This window comes from Methylocystis heyeri (genome assembly GCF_004802635.2).
In the GTDB taxonomy this organism is placed as follows: Bacteria; Pseudomonadota; Alphaproteobacteria; order Rhizobiales; family Beijerinckiaceae; genus Methylocystis; species Methylocystis heyeri.
Map to the genome: position 1 here is coordinate 2,703,998 of NZ_CP046052.1, position 22,752 is coordinate 2,726,749.

Annotated in this window: 18 protein-coding genes and 1 tRNA gene; 8 read left to right on the forward strand and 11 right to left on the reverse strand. The window is 60.4% G+C overall.

Features of this window, described 5'->3' with window-relative positions; translation table 11 throughout:
- Positions 1-203: 203 nt before the first annotated feature.
- A complete protein-coding gene (locus H2LOC_RS12355) occupies positions 204-1,658 on the reverse strand; it encodes a DUF1501 domain-containing protein (protein WP_136496663.1) in 1,455 nt (484 codons plus the stop codon).
- Positions 1,659-1,688: 30 nt separating this feature from the next.
- Positions 1,689-4,001 (reverse strand): DUF1549 and DUF1553 domain-containing protein, encoded by a 2,313-nt coding sequence (locus tag H2LOC_RS12360; protein ID WP_136496664.1) that lies wholly within the window; start codon positions 3,999-4,001, stop codon positions 1,689-1,691.
- A 386-nt stretch (positions 4,002-4,387) separates the two neighbouring features.
- Here H2LOC_RS12360 and H2LOC_RS12365 point away from each other — a divergent pair, with 386 nt between their 5' ends.
- The gene (locus H2LOC_RS12365) at positions 4,388-6,949 is read left to right on the forward strand and encodes a TonB-dependent receptor (protein ID WP_136496665.1); all 2,562 of its coding nucleotides are present in this window, start codon (positions 4,388-4,390) and stop codon (positions 6,947-6,949) included.
- A 54-nt stretch (positions 6,950-7,003) separates the two neighbouring features.
- Positions 7,004-7,219, forward strand: a complete 216-nt coding sequence (locus tag H2LOC_RS12370; protein ID WP_136496666.1) for a hypothetical protein — start codon at positions 7,004-7,006, stop codon at positions 7,217-7,219.
- A gap of 229 nt (positions 7,220-7,448) precedes the next feature.
- Here the strand turns inward: H2LOC_RS12370 and H2LOC_RS12375 are convergent, their stop codons facing one another.
- The 7 genes from H2LOC_RS12375 to mutY form a co-directional block, all read right to left on the reverse strand.
- A complete protein-coding gene (locus H2LOC_RS12375) occupies positions 7,449-9,746 on the reverse strand; it encodes a DEAD/DEAH box helicase (protein WP_246206820.1) in 2,298 nt (765 codons plus the stop codon).
- Complete coding sequence (locus H2LOC_RS12380; RefSeq protein WP_136496667.1) at positions 9,703-11,028, reverse strand: ATP-binding protein; 1,326 nt, start codon at positions 11,026-11,028, stop codon at positions 9,703-9,705. Before H2LOC_RS12380 ends, H2LOC_RS12375 begins: the two co-directional genes overlap by 44 nt.
- Positions 11,025-13,280: a tellurite resistance TerB family protein gene (locus H2LOC_RS12385; RefSeq protein ID WP_162009760.1), complete on the reverse strand. Its 2,256-nt coding sequence runs from the start codon at positions 13,278-13,280 to the stop codon at positions 11,025-11,027. The genes H2LOC_RS12380 and H2LOC_RS12385 overlap by 4 nt, the downstream gene beginning before the upstream one ends.
- A gap of 1,011 nt (positions 13,281-14,291) precedes the next feature.
- Positions 14,292-14,367, reverse strand: a tRNA-Glu gene (locus H2LOC_RS12390).
- Between the two features lie 54 nt (positions 14,368-14,421).
- Positions 14,422-15,672 (reverse strand): glycosyltransferase family 4 protein, encoded by a 1,251-nt coding sequence (locus tag H2LOC_RS12395; RefSeq protein ID WP_136496669.1) that lies wholly within the window; start codon positions 15,670-15,672, stop codon positions 14,422-14,424.
- A 79-nt stretch (positions 15,673-15,751) separates the two neighbouring features.
- Positions 15,752-16,018, reverse strand: a complete 267-nt coding sequence (locus H2LOC_RS12400; RefSeq protein ID WP_136496670.1) for an Imm74 family immunity protein — start codon at positions 16,016-16,018, stop codon at positions 15,752-15,754.
- Positions 16,019-16,044: 26 nt separating this feature from the next.
- On the reverse strand, positions 16,045-17,133 hold the full coding sequence (mutY, locus tag H2LOC_RS12405) for an A/G-specific adenine glycosylase (protein WP_136496671.1): 1,089 nt from the start codon (positions 17,131-17,133) through the stop codon (positions 16,045-16,047).
- Positions 17,134-17,356: 223 nt separating this feature from the next.
- Here mutY and H2LOC_RS12410 point away from each other — a divergent pair, with 223 nt between their 5' ends.
- From H2LOC_RS12410 to H2LOC_RS12420, 3 genes are all read left to right on the forward strand, one after another.
- On the forward strand, positions 17,357-17,959 hold the full coding sequence (locus H2LOC_RS12410; RefSeq protein WP_136496672.1) for a DUF721 domain-containing protein: 603 nt from the start codon (positions 17,357-17,359) through the stop codon (positions 17,957-17,959).
- A 199-nt stretch (positions 17,960-18,158) separates the two neighbouring features.
- Positions 18,159-18,437, forward strand: a complete 279-nt coding sequence (locus tag H2LOC_RS12415; protein ID WP_136496673.1) for a type II toxin-antitoxin system TacA family antitoxin — start codon at positions 18,159-18,161, stop codon at positions 18,435-18,437.
- Between the two features lie 3 nt (positions 18,438-18,440).
- Positions 18,441-18,947: a GNAT family N-acetyltransferase gene (locus tag H2LOC_RS12420; protein ID WP_136496674.1), complete on the forward strand. Its 507-nt coding sequence runs from the start codon at positions 18,441-18,443 to the stop codon at positions 18,945-18,947.
- 78 nt (positions 18,948-19,025) lie between these two features.
- Here the strand turns inward: H2LOC_RS12420 and H2LOC_RS12425 are convergent, their stop codons facing one another.
- Positions 19,026-19,565: a methylated-DNA--[protein]-cysteine S-methyltransferase gene (locus H2LOC_RS12425; protein WP_136496675.1), complete on the reverse strand. Its 540-nt coding sequence runs from the start codon at positions 19,563-19,565 to the stop codon at positions 19,026-19,028.
- A gap of 159 nt (positions 19,566-19,724) precedes the next feature.
- Here H2LOC_RS12425 and H2LOC_RS12430 point away from each other — a divergent pair, with 159 nt between their 5' ends.
- Positions 19,725-20,006: a (2Fe-2S)-binding protein gene (locus tag H2LOC_RS12430; protein WP_246206821.1), complete on the forward strand. Its 282-nt coding sequence runs from the start codon at positions 19,725-19,727 to the stop codon at positions 20,004-20,006.
- A 107-nt stretch (positions 20,007-20,113) separates the two neighbouring features.
- Complete coding sequence (gene bfr / locus H2LOC_RS12435) at positions 20,114-20,593, forward strand: bacterioferritin (RefSeq protein ID WP_136496676.1); 480 nt, start codon at positions 20,114-20,116, stop codon at positions 20,591-20,593.
- 74 nt (positions 20,594-20,667) lie between these two features.
- Here bfr and H2LOC_RS12440 read toward each other — a convergent pair whose 3' ends face one another.
- Positions 20,668-21,060, reverse strand: coding sequence for a DUF4383 domain-containing protein (locus H2LOC_RS12440; RefSeq protein ID WP_136496677.1), 393 nt, complete (start codon positions 21,058-21,060; stop codon positions 20,668-20,670).
- Positions 21,061-21,325: 265 nt separating this feature from the next.
- On the opposite strand from H2LOC_RS12440, the gene H2LOC_RS12445 reads away from it, so the two are divergent.
- Positions 21,326-22,660, forward strand: a complete 1,335-nt coding sequence (locus tag H2LOC_RS12445) for a TldD/PmbA family protein (protein WP_136496678.1) — start codon at positions 21,326-21,328, stop codon at positions 22,658-22,660.
- Positions 22,661-22,752: the final 92 nt, after the last annotated feature.

Sequence of the window (22,752 nt, forward strand, 5' to 3'; positions counted from 1 at the left end):
AGAACTCCCACGGTCAGGAATGGGAGACGAATGTTCGTAGGCGCTAAAAGACCGGCGCGGGATGTCGAGCCCGCCGACGAAAAAAAGGCGCCTTTGCAGAAGCAAAGAGCGCCAAGTTCAGGAGTAAGGCTCAAATTGAACGACGAACGATGTGAATCCTCCTTTGCGATGAGGGAAAGAACGAGGGCTTCGCCGCAATACCGCTAAGCAAGTATGTCGGCTACGACCTTTCCGTAAACGACCGTCGGGCGTTCGGCGCGCCCGGCCCGCTTATAGATCGTCTTCAAATGATCGAGACCGAGCAGTTGCAGCACGGTCGCATGCAGATCGTAAGTGTCGACCGGATTTTCCACCGTCTTCAGGCCGATCTCGTCGGTCGCGCCGTAGGTGAATCCGTGCTTGAGGCCGCCTCCGGCGAGCCATTGCGTGTATCCCCAGGGATTATGATCTCGGCCGTCGCCGCTCTGGCCATAAGAGGTGCGACCGAATTCGGAGGTCCACACGATGAGCGTCTCGTCGAGCAGCCCGCGGGCGGCGAGGTCGGCGAGCAATCCGGCGATGGGCTTGTCTACGGCGCGCGTCTGTGCGCCGTGGTTTTCTTCGAGTTTACGATGAGCATCCCAGTTCTTGTTATCGTCCGAGATGCTGTCTACCGGGCCTGACACTACCTGAATGAAGCGCACGCCGCGTTCAACCAAGCGACGCGCGCGCAAGAGCACGGTGCCGTAATCCTTGGTCGCATCGTCGTTCAACCCATAGAGCGCTTTGGTCGCCGCCGTCTCCTTGCTGAGGTCGACCGCCTCCGGCGCAGAGGATTCCATGCGATACGCGAGTTCATAAGACCGGCTGCGCGCCTGAAGTTCGGTATCGGTCGGAAACGCGCCGGACTTGTGCGCGTTGAGCGTTGCAAGAAGATCGAGATTATCGCGCTGCTGCTCCGTCGTGATCAGTTCAGGCCGGTCGAGGTTGAGAATCGGCGATGCGCCGGGGCGGAATGCCGTTCCCTGATAGACTGCGGGCAGGAAGCCGGAATTCCAATTCACCGAACCGCCGCGCGGTTCGCGCTTGCCGCTATAGAGCACGACATAGGGCGGCAGGTCGGGATTGGCCGAGCCGAGCGCATAAGTGACCCAGGCGCCGAGCGAAGGACGGCCCGGGGTCACATCTCCGGTATTGAGCTTGAGGATGGAAATGTCATGCGTTGCGCCGACGGTCACGCTCGACTTGATGAAGGTGATCTTGTCGGCGTGCTGCGCCAGATTGGGCGTCAGATCGGAAAACCACGCGCCGCTTTCGCCATATTGCTTCCAGCTCCTGTTCGAAGCAAAGAGCTTTCCCGCGCCGCCCGAAGTCGTGACCTGCAATCCCTTCAGAAAGGATTGCGGAACCTCCTGTCCCGCCAGCCGAACAAGTTCCGGCTTATAGTCGAAGAGATCGAGCGTGCTCGGGGCGCCATCCATATGGAGCCAGATCACCGATTTCACTTTTGACGCAAAATGCGGCTCCCTTTTTGCGAGCGGATCGACATAACCGCCCGCCGCCGCCTGCGCGAGCGGAACTGAAAAGACTCCGCTCCCCGGCATAAAGCCGCTCAAAGCCAGGCCGCTTACGCCGAATCCGGCGGAAAACAGCCAATCACGACGCGTCTTGTTGTTCATGTGCCTATTCCTTCGACAATGGTTGCACTTCTAGAAGCGGTAGATGAACTCGTTTGAATTCGCGACCGTATGGACGAGGTCGACGAAAGCCGATGCGCGGACGGGATCGGTCACCTTCACGTCGCCCGTCGGCTCCGCCACGGAGAATTTTCCGTTTGCCGCCTTGCCGGCGACGATCCTCACATGCTCGTCGAGAAAGGCCTTCAACACGCTCTTTTCGTAAGCGTCCGGGTTGCGTGAAAAGAGGATCTGATAGAGGCGATCGATCCGCGCAGATTCGTCCTCCCCGCTTTCGCGGATTACGCGTCCGGCGAGCGCCTGGGACCACTGGAAGACGATATCGCTGTTGATGAGCGTCAACGCCTGCAAGGGCGTCGTGGTCACGTCGCGCTTGCTGTGGGCCTGTTGCGGGTTGGCGAGGTCGAAAGTCTCCAGCAACGGATAAGGCACGCTGCGGCGCGTGAACACATAGAGGCTCCGCCGGTTGGTCTGGCGAGGATCGTCGGATGCTTCCCAAGCCGGGCCGACGTTCAGATTGGCGGGAAGCGGCGGGAACACCGCGGGGCCGCCGAGCTGCTGTTCCAGTTTGCCTGAGGCGACGAGATAGGAGTCGCGGATCTGCTCGGCGTCGAGCCGCTTGCGCGGGAAAACGGCAAGAAGCTTGTTTTCGGGGTCCGCGGCGGCGACGTCTTCCCGATAGGCCGACGATTGACGATAGACGCTGGACAGCAGTATCTGCCGGTGCAGCTTCTTGACGCTCCAGCCGTCTTTTACGAAACTGTCGGCAAGATAATCGAGCAGCTCCGGATTGGTCGGCTTGTCGCCCGCTTTGCCGAAATCGCTGACCGTTCCCACGACGCCCTTGCCGAAATATTCGTTCCACACCCGGTTCACGAAAACCCGAGCGGTCAACGGATTGCTCGGGCTCGTAAGCCAGGAGGCGAGCGCCGTTCGACGTCCCGAAGATGTCGGCAGCGGAGAGATATTGGGCTTCTCCGAGCTGATCGCCTCGGGGAATGCGGGTTGAACTTCATCGAGCGGGCGTTCGTGATTGCCGCCGAAAAACACATAGGTCGGCGGCGCGTCGGAATGGCCGAGCTCGGTCGCGGCGGTGTATGTGTCGGCGCCCCGCGTGGGCTTGAGCTTTTCGAACTTCTTCAGCTCTTCGGCGAGCTTCTGATATTCACGCCATTGAGCGATGAGCTCCGGCGTGCGGTCCGGGTTTTTCTCGTCATTGACGACGTCGCGAATATAGTTCGACAAGGCCTGCTGATCGGTAACCGTTTCGGCGCGATAGTTCACCCAGCGGTCGAGAGCGTTCCATTCGCTCTTCGGCTTGAAGATCGAGGTCCGCGCGTCGGGATTATAGCGTTCGTTGTAAAATTGCGTGGCCTTCTCGCGAACCGAATCGATAATCGCCTTTTGCCTCGGCAGAATGTCCCTGGCGGCGGCCTCGTAATTTGCCTGGGCTTTTTCGTAGTCGAGCTCCTGAGGACCTTTTTCCGCCGAAAGCTTCTCGTTCACGGCGGTGTTGGCGAAGAAGGCCTGGAGAGAGAAATAGTCTTTCTGGGTGATCTTGTCGGACTTGTGATTGTGGCATCGGGCGCAGCCGATGGTCGTGCCGAGAATCGCAGTCCCGATGGTGTCCACTATGTCCGTGGTGATCTGATATTTGCGGCCGATGAGATCGCGGGCGTTGGGATTGTCCGGATATCCCGCCAGAAAACCCGTGGCGACGAGGACCTTCTGGTCGCCCGGCGCGATCTCGTCGCCCGCGATCTGCTCCTGAATGAAGCGCGAATAGGGTTTGTCTTCGTTGAAGGCCTGAACGACATAATCGCGATAGCGAAAAAAATTGGGGCGGGTGACGTCGTTTTGGAATCCGACGCTGTCCGCATAGCGCGCGAGATCGAGCCAACGACGCGCTTGGCGCTCGCCATATTGCGGCGAAGCAAGCAAGCGGTCGACAAGCTTTTCATATGCATCCGGCGACGTGTCGTTCACAAACGCCGCGACTTCTTCCGGCTGGGGAATTAGCCCGAGGACATCGAGCGTAGCCCTTCGGATGAAGGTCGCGCGATCGGCGTCGGGGGAAGCGTTCAATTTTGCCGCTTCGATCTTCGAGAGAACGAAAGCGTCGATCGGAGTGCGCACCCAGCGCTGGTCGGCGATCTGCGGAACCGCGTCGCTGCGAATGGGCTGATAGGCCCAATGAGGCGCACGCGCTGCGGAGGCCTGGGATGGGGGCGCGTCGAGAGTTTTCGTGTCCGCCGCCACTGCAATCGCCGAAGTCGATGCGCTCAGGAACAAAGCCAGGAGCTTTGTTTTTGAGAATCGTTTCATAGGTTCAGGCTCCAATTGTCATAATCGCGCGCGCCGCGGCAGGCCTGGCAGGGCGTCTAAACAGCGCTCCTTGACCTGGCGCCTTTTTGGATCGCGTCGCGACGCGCGCTTCGCCGCTTTGATCGAGAGGACTTCGGAACATGCCCGAAGGGGCGCCGAGCGCGCCCAATGAGCTATTTATCTATATATCTAGTATGGTACTAGAGTCAAGCTACCAGAATCAACCCCGAGACTCACCCCAAAATGGCGGTCAACTATCTAAAATATATCGTTTTTTTAGCGATTTTGCGCCTTCGCGCGAGAAGACGTCACTTGCGGATTGACGTTATAACTCTAGTACTATTATATGATTAAATATCTTCCCTAGCCCCATCAAGGAACCAGCGATGAACCGGCGGCAATCAATAAAAAGCCGAAAGCTCTCCAAAGTCTCTTTCGCCGCGCTCGCCTGCGGCATCGCCTTAGGGTTCCCGTGCACGCCCGCCGGCGCGCAATCCACGCATGAAGGCCATTCGCATGACGGGGCGGCCCAAGCGGAAGGAAAACACGACGCCGCTCAGGATCAGGGAGGCCCAGCCTCTGCGAATGTCGCCGATGTCGACGTCACCATGGGGCATTCGCATGGCGGCGGACCGGGCGAGAAACTGAAGGACGAAGTCCTCACCAAGACGTCGCGCTCCGGTAATGTGATCACAAACACCACGATCAATGATCAACAGATCGACAATCTGACGGACGTTTCCCACTATGTCGCGGGCTACCGCCCGCTGATCTCCACCCCGCGTCAGTCGCGCATGGCGATTCGCGGCGTCGGCGTGGCGTCAGGGTCCGGGGGCTCGGGATCGGCCTCGGACACGGGCTACATCGTGGACGACGTCTATTGGAGCTTCGCCGGCTGGCAATGGGGCGATCTCGTCGACATGAGTTCGGTCGAAGTGCTCTATGGGCCGACCGGCACGGCGGGAAACAAGAACACCAATGTGGGTTCGCTCATTTTTCACACGCAGCTGCCGTCGTTCGAGGACAAAACGACCATCAGCGTGAGCTATGGCAACTACAACCGCACGCGAGACACGGTCAATTCCACCGGCACGGTGATCAACGACGCTCTCGCCTATCGCGTCGCCGCCTATCTCGACTACGCCGATGGCTGGATTCGCGACGGTTACAGCGGCTCCACCTATCAGGACACCGCACGCGCGGGGATTCACGCCCAGCTTCTCGGCGTCGGCGACGACTGGAGCGACCGGCTGAGCTTCAACTACAACGGCTCGAACGAACACAACGACTATCTTACCGGAACCATCGGCGACACCAGCCTCGAATACGCCAATTTCACTTTCCCCACCTCATTCTTCCAAAATATGCGGAACAAGCTCAACTGGCCTGTGCTCACGACCGACCCCAATACGCCTTTCATCGCGCGCAACGGGCGCGATCCCGCCAATGTGTTCATGCTGACCAACACCTTCAACAAGCAGGCCGGAGAAAATACGTTTAAGTCGATCTCAGCCGTCGGCTATGGCGCCTGGCGCAACAACGGCTTTTCCGACAACCAGCTGCTGCAGCTCGGCTTCGGCTCAGGCGGCATGGACACCTATGCGTTGCAGACCTCCCAGGAATTCAGGCTGTCCTCCCCGAAAGATCAGCCGATCGAATGGACGACCGGCCTCTTCACTTTTTACGAGGCGCTCGAAGATCGGATGCACCATTGGGATTTCGGCTATAATTCGGCTGCATGGCTCGGTTATCAGGGCGCGCTTCCCGGCCTGACCCCCTGGTGGCTCAACAAGGCCGGAGACTTCCAGGCCGCCGCCTATGGACAAGCCACCTGGCACGCGACCGAACAGGCGGAAATCACCTTCGGTCTACGCGACAGCTACGAAGTGCGCTACAGCGCGAGCAAATTCGCCGCGGGCTGGCTCTATGGACTGCCGATCACGCCCAACGCGCAGAATTACGCGCTCGCGAGATCGGGCGGGTATTTCCCCTCGGATTCGGGCGGCTTCACCAGCTACCACAACGGCCTGGTGGGCATCTTGAATCCCAAATACCAGCTCAACGAAAACATCCTGCTCTATGCTCTGCTCGGCCATGGCGACAAGCCGCCGTCCGTGAACACGCAATCCCTCGGCGTTTACAGCTACAACAAAACAACCAGCCAGTTCAGCGTGGCGCCATTCTCCCAGCCCTTCGATGGGTCCGAGAAATCATGGGATTACGAGCTCGGCGTCAAGACCAACTGGTTCGACGGCAAGCTGATTTCCAACGTCAACCTTTATTGGAACGACCTCTATAATTTCCAGATCAGCCAGACCAAGACCCTTCAAACCTCGCCGCTGCTCATCACCCAGTCTTATCTCGGCAATGCGCCGCATGTGAGATTGCGCGGCATCGAATTCGTGCAGCAGTGGTCGCCGATCGAGCATCTCACCTTCAATCTGAACGGCGCCTACACCGAAGCCCGCTACGTGAACTATCCCGACGCGCCCGCTCCAACGGATTGGACCTTCACCGGCGTTCCCGCCACGGCCGCGACAATCTCCCTCAGCAACACCCGCATCACCGGCCTGCCCTGGTGGCAGATCAACGGCGGCTACGCCTACCATGTGCCGGTCGGGCGCGCGCTCGCAGCCTTGGGCGGCTGGCTCGGCGGGCAGAGTTACACCTTCTTTCATTATACCAATGCGAGCTGGTTCAATAAGCAGCAATACACGAACCCCTATTCGCTCATTCAATATTGGCAGCCGGCCTATGTCATGTTCGACGCGGGCTTTGGGCTTCATACCGACGATCGACGTTTCCAGATCACGCTGTGGGCAAAGAATCTGTTCAACAACAGACCCTGGACCTCATGGTCTCCCGGCTCGAGCTCCGCGCCCACGACGGTCGGCATCTCTACGCAAGGCCCGCGCCTGTTTGGCCTCACGTCTTCTGTCACTTTCTGAACGGCCACGCCTCACGGCAAACCGATCTCGGCCGCAATCGACCAAGGACATTCAATGAAACCAATCTCCCTCATTGTCGCACTCTTCGGAGCAGCAGCGCTGGTTGGATGCAACTCGCCCAAGGCGGCGATCGATCCAAACGCGGCCGCGCAGACGGCCCCAAACGCCGGAAGCAGAAAAATTGTCGGCTATTCCAATGATCCGCAAGCAGCGCCGAGCTATGGCGACGCCGCGGGCGGCGGCGGGGGCGGTGGGGGACACCACCATTAGATAGCTTGCCGCAGATGGCCCATTCAGAGCGGCGATCACTCTTTCGCGACGATAAGAGCCGCCCATGCGGATCGTATTGGAAGCGCATCGGGGAGGCGCCGCTGATCGCGTCGAGAGGACGAGATCATGCGACTCTAAGGGGTAAAGGGACTTTGATCTCCAAAGCGTCTCTTCGAGCATCTTCAAATAGGCCTGATCGAAAACCTTGAGAGCCGCTTGAAAGCAAGTGCTACGTAATCAACCGAGAAGATGGCCGCTTTGAGACTAACGCCGAAGCAGTAATCGGGATCGAAGGGATATCGAGCCGCTCGACTACCGTTACGAGCTGCATCAGGTCAGGAGGAAGATAGGCATCGAACTTCGCGCGGGCGGGCTTTGCGACGCGTGCGGCAAGGACGCGTGCGGCAGGCGCGTCTTCTTGTGCGGCTCGCTCGAGCAGAACCCGCGCAGCGTCGACATTGATTTTTGGCAATTCGATCGCGTGACCAAGTGTAGAGGCATCCACCTCACGCGCGTTCAGTGCGAGCGCGAGAGAACACAATTTCTTCGTGCCGACCCAAGGCAAGAGTAACGAACCTTCGCCGACCTGGACTATCGATCGAGTATCAAGCGAGAACTCGCGCGCCGCATCGCGAGCTTCTGAAAGCAGGCGTTTCGCTTCCGCGTCGAGATAATGCGGCACCTTGTCGGAAAGCAGAAGCTCGTACATGAGTGAAACGATGTGATCGTGAAGTCCCGTCCATTCGCTACCGAATTTCGGAGGCCGCCCAGAGGGATTGGGTTTAACCAAGATCACTTTTGCGGGGACGTCGATTTCGAGAATCCGCCATCGGCGCCCGCCAAAGATGAGCGACTGACCAGGAGTGAGCGGAGAACTCGCTGGATAGACCCCAAGGCTTCGACCATCGTGCACTACACGGAAATCCTGCTCTGTGACAAAGACCGTATAAAATTCATGTGACTCGGTGAGGCGCTCGCCGCCCGCGCCAATCATTAGTAATTTATCGGGCGACTGCTCGATTAGGCGACGTTCCGGCGCCGCCAAGGCTCGTAAGAGATCTGCAAACAGGGCCTTGTCGACCGTGCGGAATGCACCGCGCTCACACAGTAGCCGATACGTCGCAGATGCTGAGATACCGCCTGTTTGCAGGATAAGCGCGAGAATTTGATGAATCAGCGTAGAAAGGTGCAGCCCCTGCGGCGCGGGCGGTTCGCACCAGCCTGTGCGTAACGCCTCGATCATGGCTATCGACTGAATCAAGCCGAGCCGCAAACGGTCTAGGGGATGGCCGCCTCGCGGCGCCTCATCCTCCAGGACAAAAATTCTGAGTATCGCTGGCTTTCCGGGGCGCCGGCCCGATCTTCCAAGCCTTTGGCGTAGTGAAGCAACGGAAGTTCCGGGACCGATTTGGGCGACAGTCTCAACGTCGCCGATGTCGATGCCGAGTTCAAGCGTCGTGGTTGCAACGGCAGTCGTCGGGCGCGGATCATCGCGCAACCGTGTCTCGACTGCTTCCCGCTCCGGCTTCGACAGGCTGCCGTGATGAGGAAAGAACTCGTTCGGGAAGCCCAGTCGCTCACTTTCGGCGCGCAATGCGTCCGCGTAGATTTCCACATTCGCTCGAGAACCCGCGAACAGCAGGTTCACGCGTCCGCGTAACAGGCGAAGCAAATCGTCGACGACGGGTTTCGGCGCCAAGGACGGCGTTTCCTCGACATCATCAGCGGCATTCGAGCCAACGAATAAAGCTGTTTGCGCTTCCTGCTGGGGAATCTCGTACCCTCGGATTTGCACTTTGAGCGCGGAGCCTGCGTCCCGGCCTTCCACGATCTCGACCGACGAAGCTTCGCCGGGGCGCAAAGCCGCAGCCGCCAAGCGCATGTCGCCGAGCGTCGCCGAAAGACCCACGCGATCGATCCTTTGCTTTCCCGTCGCGATTTCCAAACGGGAAAGTATCGATTGAAGCTGGATGCCGCGTTCTGTTCCGATGAAGGCGTGCAATTCGTCAATGATAAACGCCTCGACCAGACCGAACAACGGAACGACTTCGTGTCCGCGCCGCACGAGAGTCGCTTCGAGTGATTCAGGAGTGATCAGCAGAATCCCTGACGGTCGATCGCGTGCACGCTTCTTGTCGCCGGCCGATACGTCTCCGTGCCAGCGATGAACTGCTACTTCGCATGTCCTACAAAGGCTTTCGAGCCGGCGGTATTGGTCGTTGATCAGAGCTTTGAGCGGGCTCACATATACGACTCCGAATCCATCGACAGCCTCTGCACGACGGGCAAGCAGTCGTGTCAGGAGCGGCAGCATCGCGGCTTCTGTCTTTCCGGCTGCTGTGCGCGCGGAAATGACGACATCTCCACCTGCCAGAATTTTTGGGATCGCCTTTTCCTGCACCTCTCGCAAATGCGACCAGTTCTGATCGAACATCCATCGACGAATCGGCTCAGCGAGAAGTTCGACGGCCTGCATGGTTTCATCACCCCCCGAGATCGAGTCCCACAAGCTCGTCGTCGGGATCATCCTCCCCAACATCGGTCATGAGATCGCCTGTTGCGCCCGCGTCGGCGGCAACCTCGACGGCACCGAGGAGCGGCTGCCAATCGGAACCTGGATTCTGTTGCAGCACAGCTAAAAGATCGAGAAATGCTTTCACGGTATTTCGTGGCGTCCGGAAATAGGCGTCTCCAATGCGCTTGCCGCAATGTTCCATGAAGGCCACCAGCGCCTCGTCGGGAATGAGATAGCGTTCTTTGACGCCTCCGGCCTGGACATGGCGCAGACGTTCGACCAGGTGATACAGCTCTTCTGGGGTTAGATTATTCAGCCGGATCACAGGCCCGGAGAAATCAGCAAGGCCGTTGACGGCAAAACTATTGCCCGCAAGCCGGGATTGGAGCGCATCGTAAGAGAAGACGCCTCGACGTGTGTCGAACAGAAATTCGGGAGTGCCGCTGAGCGCAAATCCGATCCCCTCCGTCATTCCCTGCAGGACGTCATTTAGAATTCGGAGTATTTGTTCGTAATTTTGCTGGCGAGCCCTGGAACTTTGCAATTTGTAGATGTTTACGAGTTCGTCGAGACATACGAGCAGACCTCCGAAGCCAGCAATACGGGCGAACCGGGCCAGCAGTTTGAGCCCGTCGTATAACCCGTCATCGCCGATGATGGTGCGAACGCCGAGATCGCCCCGGGCCTCGGTCTTCGTTGAATATTCTCCTCTGAGCCAACGCAGAGCCGCGTTCTGAATCGCATCATCGCCGTTTTCGTAACCACGCGCATAGGCCGCCACAACCGTTGCGAAATCATAGCCGCATACCATTTCCCGGATATCTTCGAGCGCGGCGTGAATCGCCGTCTCGATCGCGGTCCCGTCTGCCTTGGCGCGTTCGCTAGTCTTCTGGACGAAGCTCTCCAAGATGTTCTTCAACGCGCCGCCGTCGGGAGACGTGCGGGTCGACAGGCTCTTGGCGAGTTCCGCATAAAGGTTTCGCGCTTGACCTCCGGTGGCGTGGATACGCCGGTCTGGGCTCAAATCGGCTTGGACCACGACGAGCTTGCGCTGAAGGGCGATCTGCCGGATCAGAAATAGAAAAAAAGTCTTGCCCGCCCCATAGTCGCCGATCACGAAGCGAAGGCTTGCTCCTCCTTGGGCAATCCGGTCAACATCCTGGATTAATGCTTCGAGTTCACGCTGTCGGCCGACCTGAATATGCTGCAGGCCGATACGAGGAACGACGCCGGCGCGGAGAGCGCTGAGAATAGTGTCACGATCTCGCGGTTTTATGGTTGGAGCGGTATTCATGCGGAAACCTGTTGCGCCTCAGTTGAGAGAATGTGCAGATTGACGGCGATGGGGTCGTCACCTTCCAATAGGATCTCGTCATGGCGGTCTAGCGCCCATTCGTTGAGCGTTTCAAGCACGGCCCCCGGCATGAGATCGACAGAGCGAGCCATTTTCTCGAAATCTCGACGAGGCCATTCTTCTCGATCCTTCAACTGGAGCAGAAGCGAATGATGGCGCGGGTCGAGTCCGCTGTCGCTCACGATGGGGCTAACCGCGTCTGGGGAGACGACCAAAGCCTCAGGGTCTTCATCTGCAAAAATTGCAGCCAACAAAGAAGCGGCGCCGGCGGTTTCGGCGCGAATGGATGCAAGGCGCGCGGAGTCAAGGCTTCCCGGCGAAGCGGCAAGTGGGGTGCTGCTCGGCAGTTCCCGTTTTTCCTGGCTACTCGTCGTCTTGGAACGATCCGATACAGTGATCGTCGTATTGAGGCGGCTGTAAAGATCAGACACATCTAAATCAAGCAGCCGAAACATCTTCTCGATAAACGTCACTTCACTCGGTTCAAGCTTACCATCGGCAGCGGCGACCTTGATGACGTAATCCGCCATTTTGGAGCGTGTTCGAGAAGTAGTTTGCTTCAATCGAGAGCGTAATTCACTGAGAGTAAACGGATCAGCGGTTTGCATTATTATTTCTGCTCGCAATCTACACCCTTCGTCATCACGGAGTCCGGAGGCAGCGTCAATGAAATTGTATAGCATGTCACGCTCCCGCGCATCGAGATCACCGTCAGCAAGCGCAGTGGCGACCCCCAACGCGACGGCCGCCTGGGTAGACCGGAATGCTTCCGTTGGCGGTTCCAGAACATCAAAGGGCTTATCGAGCAAGAACACGACGAATGCTGCGCATTCCCTGCGGCGGCGTAATGCAAACTGCGGATCGGCAGTTATTCCATAGCCGAAAGCCGCAAGAATCCGCGCCCATTCCCGAATCTGTCCGCTATCCGCGCGAGCGGGTTCGGGCAGATCGAGGCATTCTGCGAAGGTCCTCGGATCGACGGGAGCCCTTTTCTCGACAAGCTCTGCGAGACGCGCCAGCGGCGAGGAGGAAAGCGCTTGCGCGGCTTCAAACCTTATTTCGGCAGGAAGCCTGGCCACGGCAGCCAACGTCGGCTTCAGTCCTTTCGAACGCCCGATTTCACGCGAGAAAGCATCGAGCTGATCAGTGCATGCGTCGAGCAACCGTCGGGCCGTCGTGAGGGGCTCGGCAAGGCCGCAGACATCGGGAAGCCCCTGTTCCTTTGACAGAATCGGCGCTTCAAACGAGCCGCTGGCCGCCCTGTAATTCAGTTCGAGGCGGCGCGCTCTCCCAGCGCGGGAGAATCGCGCTCCGTTCGGGAAAGCCCGCCGAGCGGCGGCATCGAACAACAAACGCAGTTCCGGGAGCGCTTTCCTTGCTGGCGCCCTTACGCGCGTTTCCGGATGCGCCAGGACAAATGCGAGCAGAAGGTCAGGTTCGACGGTTTGACCGTCGCGCGCCCTCCTACCGAGAGCAACGCGCAACGCCAGCGGTATTTCTCCGAAGTTCGATAACTTATCGAGATCGGAAAGGGTGCCAATCGACAGGTCCAGGCTTGCTTCTCCCGAGCGGATATCCATTGCTTCCAATAATGCGGCAGCGTATCTATGGAAAGACTGGTTCTGTCTATAAACATTGATAAGTCTATTTACTTCATTCAAAATGATAACAACTTCTCCAGATGTCGTATTATCTAAAAACAATCTCCGCTCTAGCCCATAGAAATATAAAAATATGCAACAAATGTCTGTTTTTTGATAATCACGAGACCCACTGAGCCAGTCCAGATATGCCTTTCTTGATGCTGGTGAGAGCCGCGCATAGTCCGGCCAATAGTCTAAATGCGTAGCGCCGTCTCCCTGTTCTTCAATTTTTAGGTCTGGGTTGATGAGGCAGTTTTCATTACCGCCTCCACCTAGACGAGGTAAAACTCCGCCATAGTAAAATAAACCACCTTCGATGATCCGATTTTGGATACTTACGGACTGTCCTGACGGAATCCATTCCCCTCGTTTCTCAGCAGAATTGATTTTGCTGGAGCAATCTTCACCGCCAACAGATATTTTAGATTTTGTATCCTCTTCAATTTTCTCGATCGCTATTTTTTCTGAATTTGCTTCAGAGGAATGGAAAAGGGCTCCGCCAGTGAGCGCCTTAAGAGCCACCTCATAGGTGTCCAGGCGCCGCTCCAACAGCTCGTCATTTTCCCTCTCTGGCGGCCTGCCTATTGCCTGAGGAGGAACCCGCGTCGAGGATCGAATAGGATTATGCGCTCCAGCACTCTGCAATGGCGCGCTGCTCGCATCTGGCAACGAGCCTCGCAACACCCGCTGCCGCGCCGCGCGAAAGCGACGCCAAATCCCTATCGCGAGCGCGGAAACAATAAACGCCGCAATCCACAATCTGCTCGTTTCGCTTGGCTGTAGCGCTTTTTGAACGGGGACTTGAACTTCAGGGAGCGAGAATTGCGGTGTGGTTTTGAGAATCGGCGGAATTATTGCGGGATGCGTAGAAGGCGACCGCGTGGTTTTAGCGGGCGGCGGCGTGGGCGGCGCCGAAGCCTTCGGTAGCGGTGCGGGGAGCGTCGAAACGTTTGGGAGCGGCGCCAAAACCTTTAGCCGCGGCGCAGGAGGGAGCGTCGAGGCCTGGAGGATTGGGCTCAGGATCTTATGGTCGAGTTTGCGCCTTTCGAGCAATCCCTCCCAACGCTGCAAATCCCACGACGCCGTGTTCCACTCTGGCCGTTGCTCGGCATCAACTGCGCCAGCGTAAAAAGGACGTTCTTTCAGGGCGCGTGGCGCTCCTACGCCACCGACGCTTTGAGCGCTCGACCATCCTGGAGTGGCCAAGGCAAACCCAATGCTGAAACAAATTCGCGTTAAGCGCATGAGCAAATCTCGTCTATTCCAGGCAGTCGAAACTCCGTATCTTGATTAGGAGAGTCCCGCTTGTCAGCCGAAATCTGACTTTTCACAAGTTTAGGAAGCCGACAAGCGTCGCGGACCGAAATCCCGTCGACTTTTGCGCGAGAGGATTAAACGGCCGTATTGCGGCACGTTGTTCACTGAGAGGGCCCCTCGGTATTGGAGAAACGTCGACGGGGCTACCCCGGGAAACAAACCCGGTTGATCAAAGGCCTTTTTCGTTGGAAAATGCCTAGTCGCGACCATCGAGGGCGTGGCTGACGCTGACTCTAAAATTCCTGGCGCTCCCTAGGGGACTCGAACCCCTGTTTTCGCCGTGAGAGGGCGACGTCCTAGACCGCTAGACGAAGGGAGCGGGAATGAATCGTTCTATAGACCGCGAAGGCTTCGGGCGCAAGCGGTGTTCTCTTTAGATGTTTTTCTCGCGCCTCGGAACGGAAAGCATCTCCCGATACAGCCCGATCAGCGCCTCGACATGGCGCTGCGGGGTCGAAGGCGACCGCCAATAGTTTTCATAGGCGGCGCGCGACATCCGCCCGGCGAGGTCGCGATCCTGCAAGCGCCCCATCGCCTCGGCGAGGGAGGCGGCGTCGCCGGAGGAGAACCACAGCCCCTCGACTCCGTTTTCGATTTCCTCTCGACCGGCGCATCGGTCCGCCACTATGGCCGGCAGGCCGAGCGCCTTGGCCTCCAGCACAGTGAGAGGCTGGCCCTCGTACCAGAGCGAGGGGAACGCCAGCGCCCGCGCCCGGCGCATCGCAGCCCTCACCTCCTCGCTGTTTTTCCAGCCGAGCAGGCAGGCGCCGGGAAAACGCGACCGCAATTCGCCGGCGAGCGGGCCGTCGCCGATGAAATTGGCCGCAACGCCCAGCCGGGCCGCGGCCTCGGCGAACAGAAACACGCCTTTTTCGGGCGACAGGCGCCCGACGAACAGAAACGCGCCGTCGTCGGGGGCGGTTCTCGGCCCGAGGTCGGGAACGTCGATCGGGTTGGAAATAAGGCTCACCTGCGCGCCACGCGGGAGATAGGGCGCGACCAGGGCGTGCTGGAAGGCGGAAAGGCAGATGTAATCGGAGAAGACCTGCGGCAGGCCGGCGTAGCGCCGCGCCAATTCCAGCCGCGCGCTGCGCCAGAGCTTGCGGGCATAGGAAATCTGGTCGCAATGGGTCGCGACGCAGGCCGGCGACAATGGAGCAAGGCCGCAGATGTGGTTGTTCTGGTAATTGTAGAAGCCGCCGTTGGGGCAGAACAGAAAATATTCGTGAACCGTATAGACGGCGGGAAGGCCGCTGGCCGCGATGGGCCGCGCGATCGAGGGCGAGAGCGCCCGCGCCCAGCCATGCACATGGACGACGGTCCGGCCCCTCGGCGCTGCGGCCAGAGTTTCCGCGAGCCTGCTGGCGGCGAGACGATTCCATGTGCCCTGCGCCATGCCCGCGAGACGCGAGGAAGCGCCCAGCAGATCGGTCTGGCCGAGGCAGACGACTTCTATCCCGGCTTCCGTCAGGCGCGCGTCGACGGGGGCCGCGGCGGTGAAGAAAATTACCCTGACCCCGGCCTGTTTCAGGCCGAGCGCGCTGTCGATCGCGACCTTGGCCTGCCCGCCGGTGACGGAGCCGTGATCGGCGCAGATGACTGCCGTTAAAGACTCGTTCGCCATGCGCACCCCCCCGCCGGCCCGACGCCGTGGGGGCAATGAAGCGCGCACGCGTTAACAAAGCGCTTTTGGATTGCGCCGCTTATTCGAACACGATGTTGAGGCCGTGTTTCTCCACCTGACGCTCGATCGCCTCCAGGATTTTCTGCAGTTCGGCGACCTCGATCTCCTGGTCGTCGTCCGGGGCGTCCCAATGCGCGATTTCATCGAGCAGGACGTAGAAGTCGATGTCCTCCTCGACATCGGGCGGCGGCGGGGCGTTGGCTATGGTCAGCACGCGGCCTGCGCTGCGAACGCGTATGGCCCCTTCGGTGATTTCGACTTCGACTCCAACGCCACGACGCGCCATTTTTCTCCCCAATCGCCAAAAGGAAACTATTTGCCCGCCAGTTCAGCGTGAACGGCGACTTTTCGCATCAGGCTCGACAAGCCTTCCTCGCGCAAGCGCGCCACGTCGGCCCAGCGATAGCCGTCGCAAGCGTCGAAATTCCGGTCGGGCGCCTCGCGCGACAGGAACACGGCCAGCTCCAGCGAAAAATGCGTGAACACATGGCGCACATGTCCTTCGAGTCGCCGCCACCGGATTTCCGCGGGAGCGTAACCCATCGCCTCGGCGAGGCCAAAATCCGCGGAAAGGGGCGTCGACGGAAATTCGCTCATACCGCCGAGCAGTCCCTTGGCCGGCCGCCGCCGCAGCAATGCCTCTCCGCCCCGCAGCAGCACGAAAGCCGCCCCGCGCCGGTGAGGCCGCGCCGGCTTTTCGCCCTTGACCGGAAAGCGCGTTTGCGCGCCGTCGGCCCGCGCCCGGCAATTCCCCGCCAGCGGGCAGCGCGAACAATCCGGGCTGCGAGGAGTGCAGACGGTGGCGCCGAGATCCATCAGCGCCTGGGCGAAATCGCCGGGCCGCTGGCGCGAAAGGAAGCTCTCGGTATGGGCCTTGATGCGCCCCTTGGCCGCCGGGAGCGGCTCCTCGACGGCGAACAGCCGCGAAACCACCCGCTCGACATTGCCGTCCTGAGCCACGCAAGGACGGTTGAAGGCAATGGCGGCTATGGCGGCGGCCGTATAGGGCCCGACGCCGGGCAAGCCCAGCAGCGCCTCCGGCTCTTGCGGAAAGCGCCCGCCATGGCGGCGAACCACCTCCCCGGCGCAGGCGTGGAGGTTGCGTGCGCGGGCGTAATAACCGAGCCCGGCCCAAGCGGCGAGCACGTCTTCGAGCGGGGCGCGGGCCAGGGCCTCGACATTGGGCCAGCGCGACATGAATTTGCCGAAATAGCCCGTGACGCTCGCAACCGTGGTCTGCTGGAGCATGATTTCCGACAGCCAGACCGCGTAAGGGTCGGGCGCGCGGCCGGCGAGCGCGCGCCAGGGCAATTCCCGCCGGCTGACGTCCCACCATGCGAGGAGCTTGCCGCCCAGCTCTATTTCTGCGACTGCTCCGGAAAGCCGATCGGCGGGAGCCAAAGGAGAGGCGGAAGTCTGGATGGCGGGCTCCCTGATCCTGGAGCGAATTCCGAAAAAGCTGACGGACTTTTTCGATGAGAATTCGCTCCAAATTTTTGAATGGGCGCGATTTCTTGTCGATCGGACGTTTCCGTCGGATCGGAAAGCGCGCCAAGCATAGCGGGCTTGCGTTTCTTATCATGGAAACGGCTATTTTCCGCCAGCGCGCGAGAGAGAATCGAAAGTGCGGAACGCCAGCCTTCCCCCGACCGCCCCGCCCCGCGCCCGGCGCCTGGCCTCGAAGCCGCTGGGCGAACTCGTCAACCGCACGCTCGATCCGCTGATCGCCAAGCAGGGCTTCAGCGAGACCGCGCTGCTGACGAGATGGGACGCCATCGTCGGAACGCGCGTCGGCGCCCTGTGCCAGCCGATCCGGCTCAACTGGCCGCCGCGCCCGCGCGGCAAGTCGCGCGCGGGAGATGCCCGCGGCGTGGAGGCTCGCGGCGCAAAGACTCCTGGAGACGGCGCCGAGCGCAGCCGAGGCGAAGCCGGCGCGGCGACGCTGGTGCTGCGGGTCGAACCGGGCTTCGGGCTCGACATTCAGCATTCCGGCGCCGCGATCATGGAACGCGTGAACACCTTTCTGGGCTGGCGCTGCGTCGGGCGCATCGCCTTCAAGCAGGAGCCCTTGCAGCGCGCGATCCAAAAGCGTCGCGAACCGCCGCCGCCGGATCCGCTGGCGCGAGAGCGGGCGTCGGAAATAGCCGAAGGGTTCGGCGACGGGGCGTTGAAAGAGGCGCTGGTCCGGCTCGGGGAGCGTGTTCTTTCAAAGCAGACGCGGCGGTAGAGCATGTTCCCAAAAAGTGCGAAGCGGTTTTTGGAAAGGAACATGCTCCGTCAATGAGATTTGGAGCGCGTTCGACTGTGTTTAAACCGAACGCGCTCCAGACGCCCTGCGGCGATTGCGCATGACGCCGGCCGCGTGATGGGTGAAAGGCTGTACAAACCGTTTTGACAGCATCCTTGCGTATGCTAATGTCATACGCATGGCGAACACTCCACAATCCACCTCGATCCTGAGCGTCCGGGTCAATCCCGACGAGCGCGCGATCCTGGAGGCCGCCGCCGAACAGGCCCACACGACGCTGAGCGAATTCGTGCGCCGCAAGGCTTTGGAGTCGGCCGAGGCCGAAGTGCTCAACCGCCCGATCGTCACCATTCCGGCGAAGGATTGGGAAGCCTTCGAGGCCTGGATCAATCGCCCGGCCGAGACGATCCCGGCGCTCGCCGCACTGGCGCGCCGCCGCCCCACATGGGAGCAATAGGGCGTGGCGGTCAGCCCGCCGCGTCCGCTCGCCGCGAGCGACAACCGCGAATTATTCGACTGCGGGCGAGACTCGCTCAACACTTGGTTCCGTCGCCACGCCTGGGCCAATCAGATCGGCGGCGCGTCGCGGGTCAACGTAATGACGGAGGCGAACTCGGGAAGGATCGTCGGCTTTGTCACCCTTAGCGCCGCGCAAATCGAGCGCGCCTTCCTTCCCAAGCCGCAGCAGCGCAACCGTCCCGATCCCTTGCCCGCGACGCTGCTCGGTCAACTTTCCGTCGACAAAGATTTCCAAGAGCAAGGCCATGCCGCCTCGCTGCTTCTGTTCGCGCTCAAAACAGCGATGAGCGCGTCGCAAGTCATCGGAAGCGTTGGCGTCATTACGCATCCCCTCGACGAAGGCGTGCGCGCCTTTTATGCCCTCCGGGGCTTTCAAGACCTGCCCTTCGATCCCCGGCGCGCAATGATGGTGCGCATGGTCGATTTGGAGCGCGCCTTTGACGCCTGATCCTTCGTCGCCTTCCAATCTCAAAGAATGATCGCCGCATAGGCTCCGTTCGTCGGTTGCCCCGCGCAACGACACGCTCTACGCGGCGACGCCCTCGCGCCTCAATAATTCGCGCTTGCGCTCCACGCCCCAGTAATAGCCCGAGATCGCGCCGTCGCTGCGCAGCACGCGATGGCAGGGAATGGCGACCGCGATATTATTGGCCGCGCAGGCTGCAGCCACGGCCCGCACCGCTCTGGGCATGCCGATGCGGCGGGCGACATCCGCGTAGCTCGCGGTCGCGCCCGTGGGAATGTCGCAGAGCGCATCCCAAACAAGGCGCTGGAACGGCGTGCCCGTTGCAATATCCAAGGGGAATTCTCGCGGCGACTGCGGCTGCTCGATCAATCGCGCCACAGCGCAGACATAGCCGCGGAAGCGATCGTCGCCTTGCGTGATTTCGCGCGGAGAGAAACGCATTTGCAAAGCCTGGAGCATCGGTTCCGGCTCGTCGGCGAGATAGATCGCCGATATGCCCTGGTCCCCGCCGGCCGCCAATGCGAGGCCGAGCGAGGTTTCGAAGAGCGCGCTGGCGATCGACAGCCTCGGCTGCCTCGATCCGTCGGGAACTTTCAGCATGGCGCCGGCCCTCTCGCTTCAAACATCTGGCGATCCAACCATCGTGTTCTAATTTTGCACTCTGGACCACTCTTTAAAAGGGCGCCGGGCGGCGTTCCGCAGGGCTTTGCGGACGACATCGGAGCGAGGGAGTAGCGCCGTCCGAGATTATGCTGTAAGATGTTGAAAATCAAGCTTGTTTACAATCTTTCCAAAGTAGGGAGCGTCATGATCCTGTGTTCCTGCAACGTGCTCTCGGATCGAGACATTCGCGAGCGGCTCGGCGACAGTCCCTCCCGGCGCAGCCCGGGCGCCCTGTTCCGCCAGCTCGGCTGCGAGCCGAAATGCGGCCGCTGCATCCGCAACATTCTGGCGACGATAGACCAACATCGCGCGACGGCGGGGGAATGCGCCGGCGAGGGCGCCTGCGACAGCTGCCGCGCCGACGAATTGGCGGCTTAGCGTTTTCGACCGGATGGAATCGGTCGAGCAGAAACCGGCTCAAGACGATAGGGTAGCGCGGCTTTCGCGGCTCGAATGCTTACGTCATAGACAGAAAGGACGATATTATGCGCGGGGATGAAAAGGTCATTGAATATCTCAATCGCGGCTTGAGAAGCGAGCTCACCGCGGTCAACCAGTACTGGCTGCATTACAGGATTTTCGACAATTGGGGCTTCGAAGAACTCGCGAAGAAATGGCGCGAGGAATCGATCGAGGAAATGGTCCACGCCGACAAATTCGTGAAGCGCATCCTGTTTCTCGAAGGCTTCCCCAATATGCAGAAGCTGGACGCCTTGCGCATCGGCCAGACCGTCGAGGAGATCATCGACGCCGACCTCGCGACCGAGATGGAGGCGCGGGCGCTCTACCTCGAGGCCGCCGCCTATTGCCTCTCGATCAACGATCGGGTCTCGGAGCAGCTTTTCGAGGAGATCGCGGCCAGCGAAGAGCGGCACATAGATTTCCTCGAGACCCAGAAGGAACTGATCAAACAGCTCGGCGTGCAGCTCTATTCGCAGGGACGCATGGGAGAAATGAAATCATAGACGTCCGCCTGGAAATTTCTGGGACGAAGCCCCCGGGGAAAGGCGGAGCCACCGGCTCCGCCTGGTTTTCCCGATCACATTCGCGCGTGGCCGAGCCGCTCCTCCGCCGGAGCAAGGAATCCGACCAGAAGCAGGATCGCGGCGACGGCCGCATGCAACCAGTTGTCGGCCATGTTCATCGCAATGGCGTCGAAAAGCATCGGGCCGCGCCAGGCGAAGCCGATGATCGTGATGACGACATAAAGCACCGCGATGGCTCTGATCGTCATGACCGGAGTTCTCATATAGGCGCCCGCCAGAAACAGCAGGCCCGTCACTATATGCAGCCAGTTGTGCGCGTCGTTCACATGGAACAGCCCTGTCGACGACACCACAGGGTTGTCGAAGAAGCCGAGAATGCCTACGACGATGAAGATGCCGCCGAACACTTTCGCCAGAAGATCGGCGTTCCAGTGCCTCTCGATCATGTTAAGTCTCCATCACTCGAGCGTCGTGGTCCGCTGAACGCTTCGCCCTCGCCCGTCTGCCTGGAATCGTGACGGCTGCGTCGCTGAAGGGATCGCAAGTTCCGGATTCCTCCGATCACTCGACGGCCGAGCGCCGAGCGCGCGGATCACGGGCGGATATCTGGAGCGGCCTCGAAAGATTGCGAATTTTTATCGGCGCCGCATGGCGCGAAAGGCGGCGTGGAATAAGGCGCGCAGCCCGGCAAGCTGGAGCGGAAGGCGAAAGATGTTTCTCTCGAGAGAAGACGCCAGAGCGATTTGCGAGCGGCTGTTGTCCAACTCCCGCGCCGACGGCTGCGAAATCGAAATCTCGGGCGGCGCCGAGCAGAATTTGCGCTTTGCCCGGGGAGAGGCCACCACCAACGCTGCCCTGGCGCGCGTCTCGTTCCGTATTTCATCGCATGTCGACCGCAGGATCGGCTCGGTCAGCGTCTCTTCGCTGGAGGAGAGCGAACTCCTCGCCGCCTTGTCGCGATCGGAAGCGATAGCCCGATCCCTGCCCCAGGACCCCGATTACGTCGCGCCTCTAGGTCCGCAAAATTATTCGGCCGCCTCCCGCTATGACGAGGGCACGGCGGCGCTGCGGCTGAACGATCTCGCCGATTGGGCTCGCCTCGTCATCGAGGAGGGAGAAAGAAGATCGGTGGAGACATTCGGCTGCGCCGCCGCCGGAAGGAGATTCCACGCTCTCGCCACGAGCGAAGGATTGTTCGCCTATGACCGCGTCAGCGAAGCGGAAATGTCGGCGACCGCTCGCGACAAGGCCGACGGCTGGTCGGGCTGGGCCGGAGACAACCAGTTCTTCGTTTCACGCTTCGATGCCGCGGAAGTGGCGCGACGCGCCTGCGAAAAGGCGGCTCAGGCCGCGCCGCCGCGCGATCTGGAGCCCGGCGAATATACGGTGGTTTTCGAGCCTGCTGCTGTCGCCGAACTGGCGCACTGGCTGGTCTCGTCGCTCAACGCCCGCGCCGCGGACGAAGGCCGCAGCTTCTTTTCCGGCAAAGGAGGAGGAACCCGGCTGTTCGAGCGGCTCTTCGACGAAAAACTGACCATCCGCTCGGACCCGGGCGACGCGCTCGCGCCCGAAAGCCCGATCGGCCAGGAAGGCGTCCCGCACAGGCCGCGGCTGTGGATCGACCGCGGCGCTCTGACCTCGCTTTATCGCGCCAGAGCCTATGCGCAGCGCGTCGGAGACGAAGCCGTCCCGCATCCCCGCAGCTTCCGCATGGAAGGCGGCCAGGCTTCTCTCGCGGATATGATCGGGTCGGTCCGCCGGGGCGTTCTCGTCACGCGGCTGTGGTATTCCAACATGCTCGATCCGCGCGGCCTGCTGCTCACCGGACTGACCCGCGACGGCAATTTTCTCATCGAAAACGGAAAACTGGCCGGACCCGCGCGCAACATGCGCTTCAACCAGAGCCTGGCGCATTTGTTCGCCAGAATCGAAGCTCTGGGGCCGTCCGAGCGGACCTGGAGCGCCATCCGCGACGAAGGCGCGGCCGCAGCGCCGCCGATGCTGGTCGAAAAATTCTGTTTTTCCTCCAGATCCAGCGGCGTTTGACCCGCCGCCCATGCTTTCCCGAAAGAAAAAACCCCCATGAAATCATGGGCCCGCGCCCGAACCGCCGCTGCGCCCTGCTGTAGTGCAAGTCG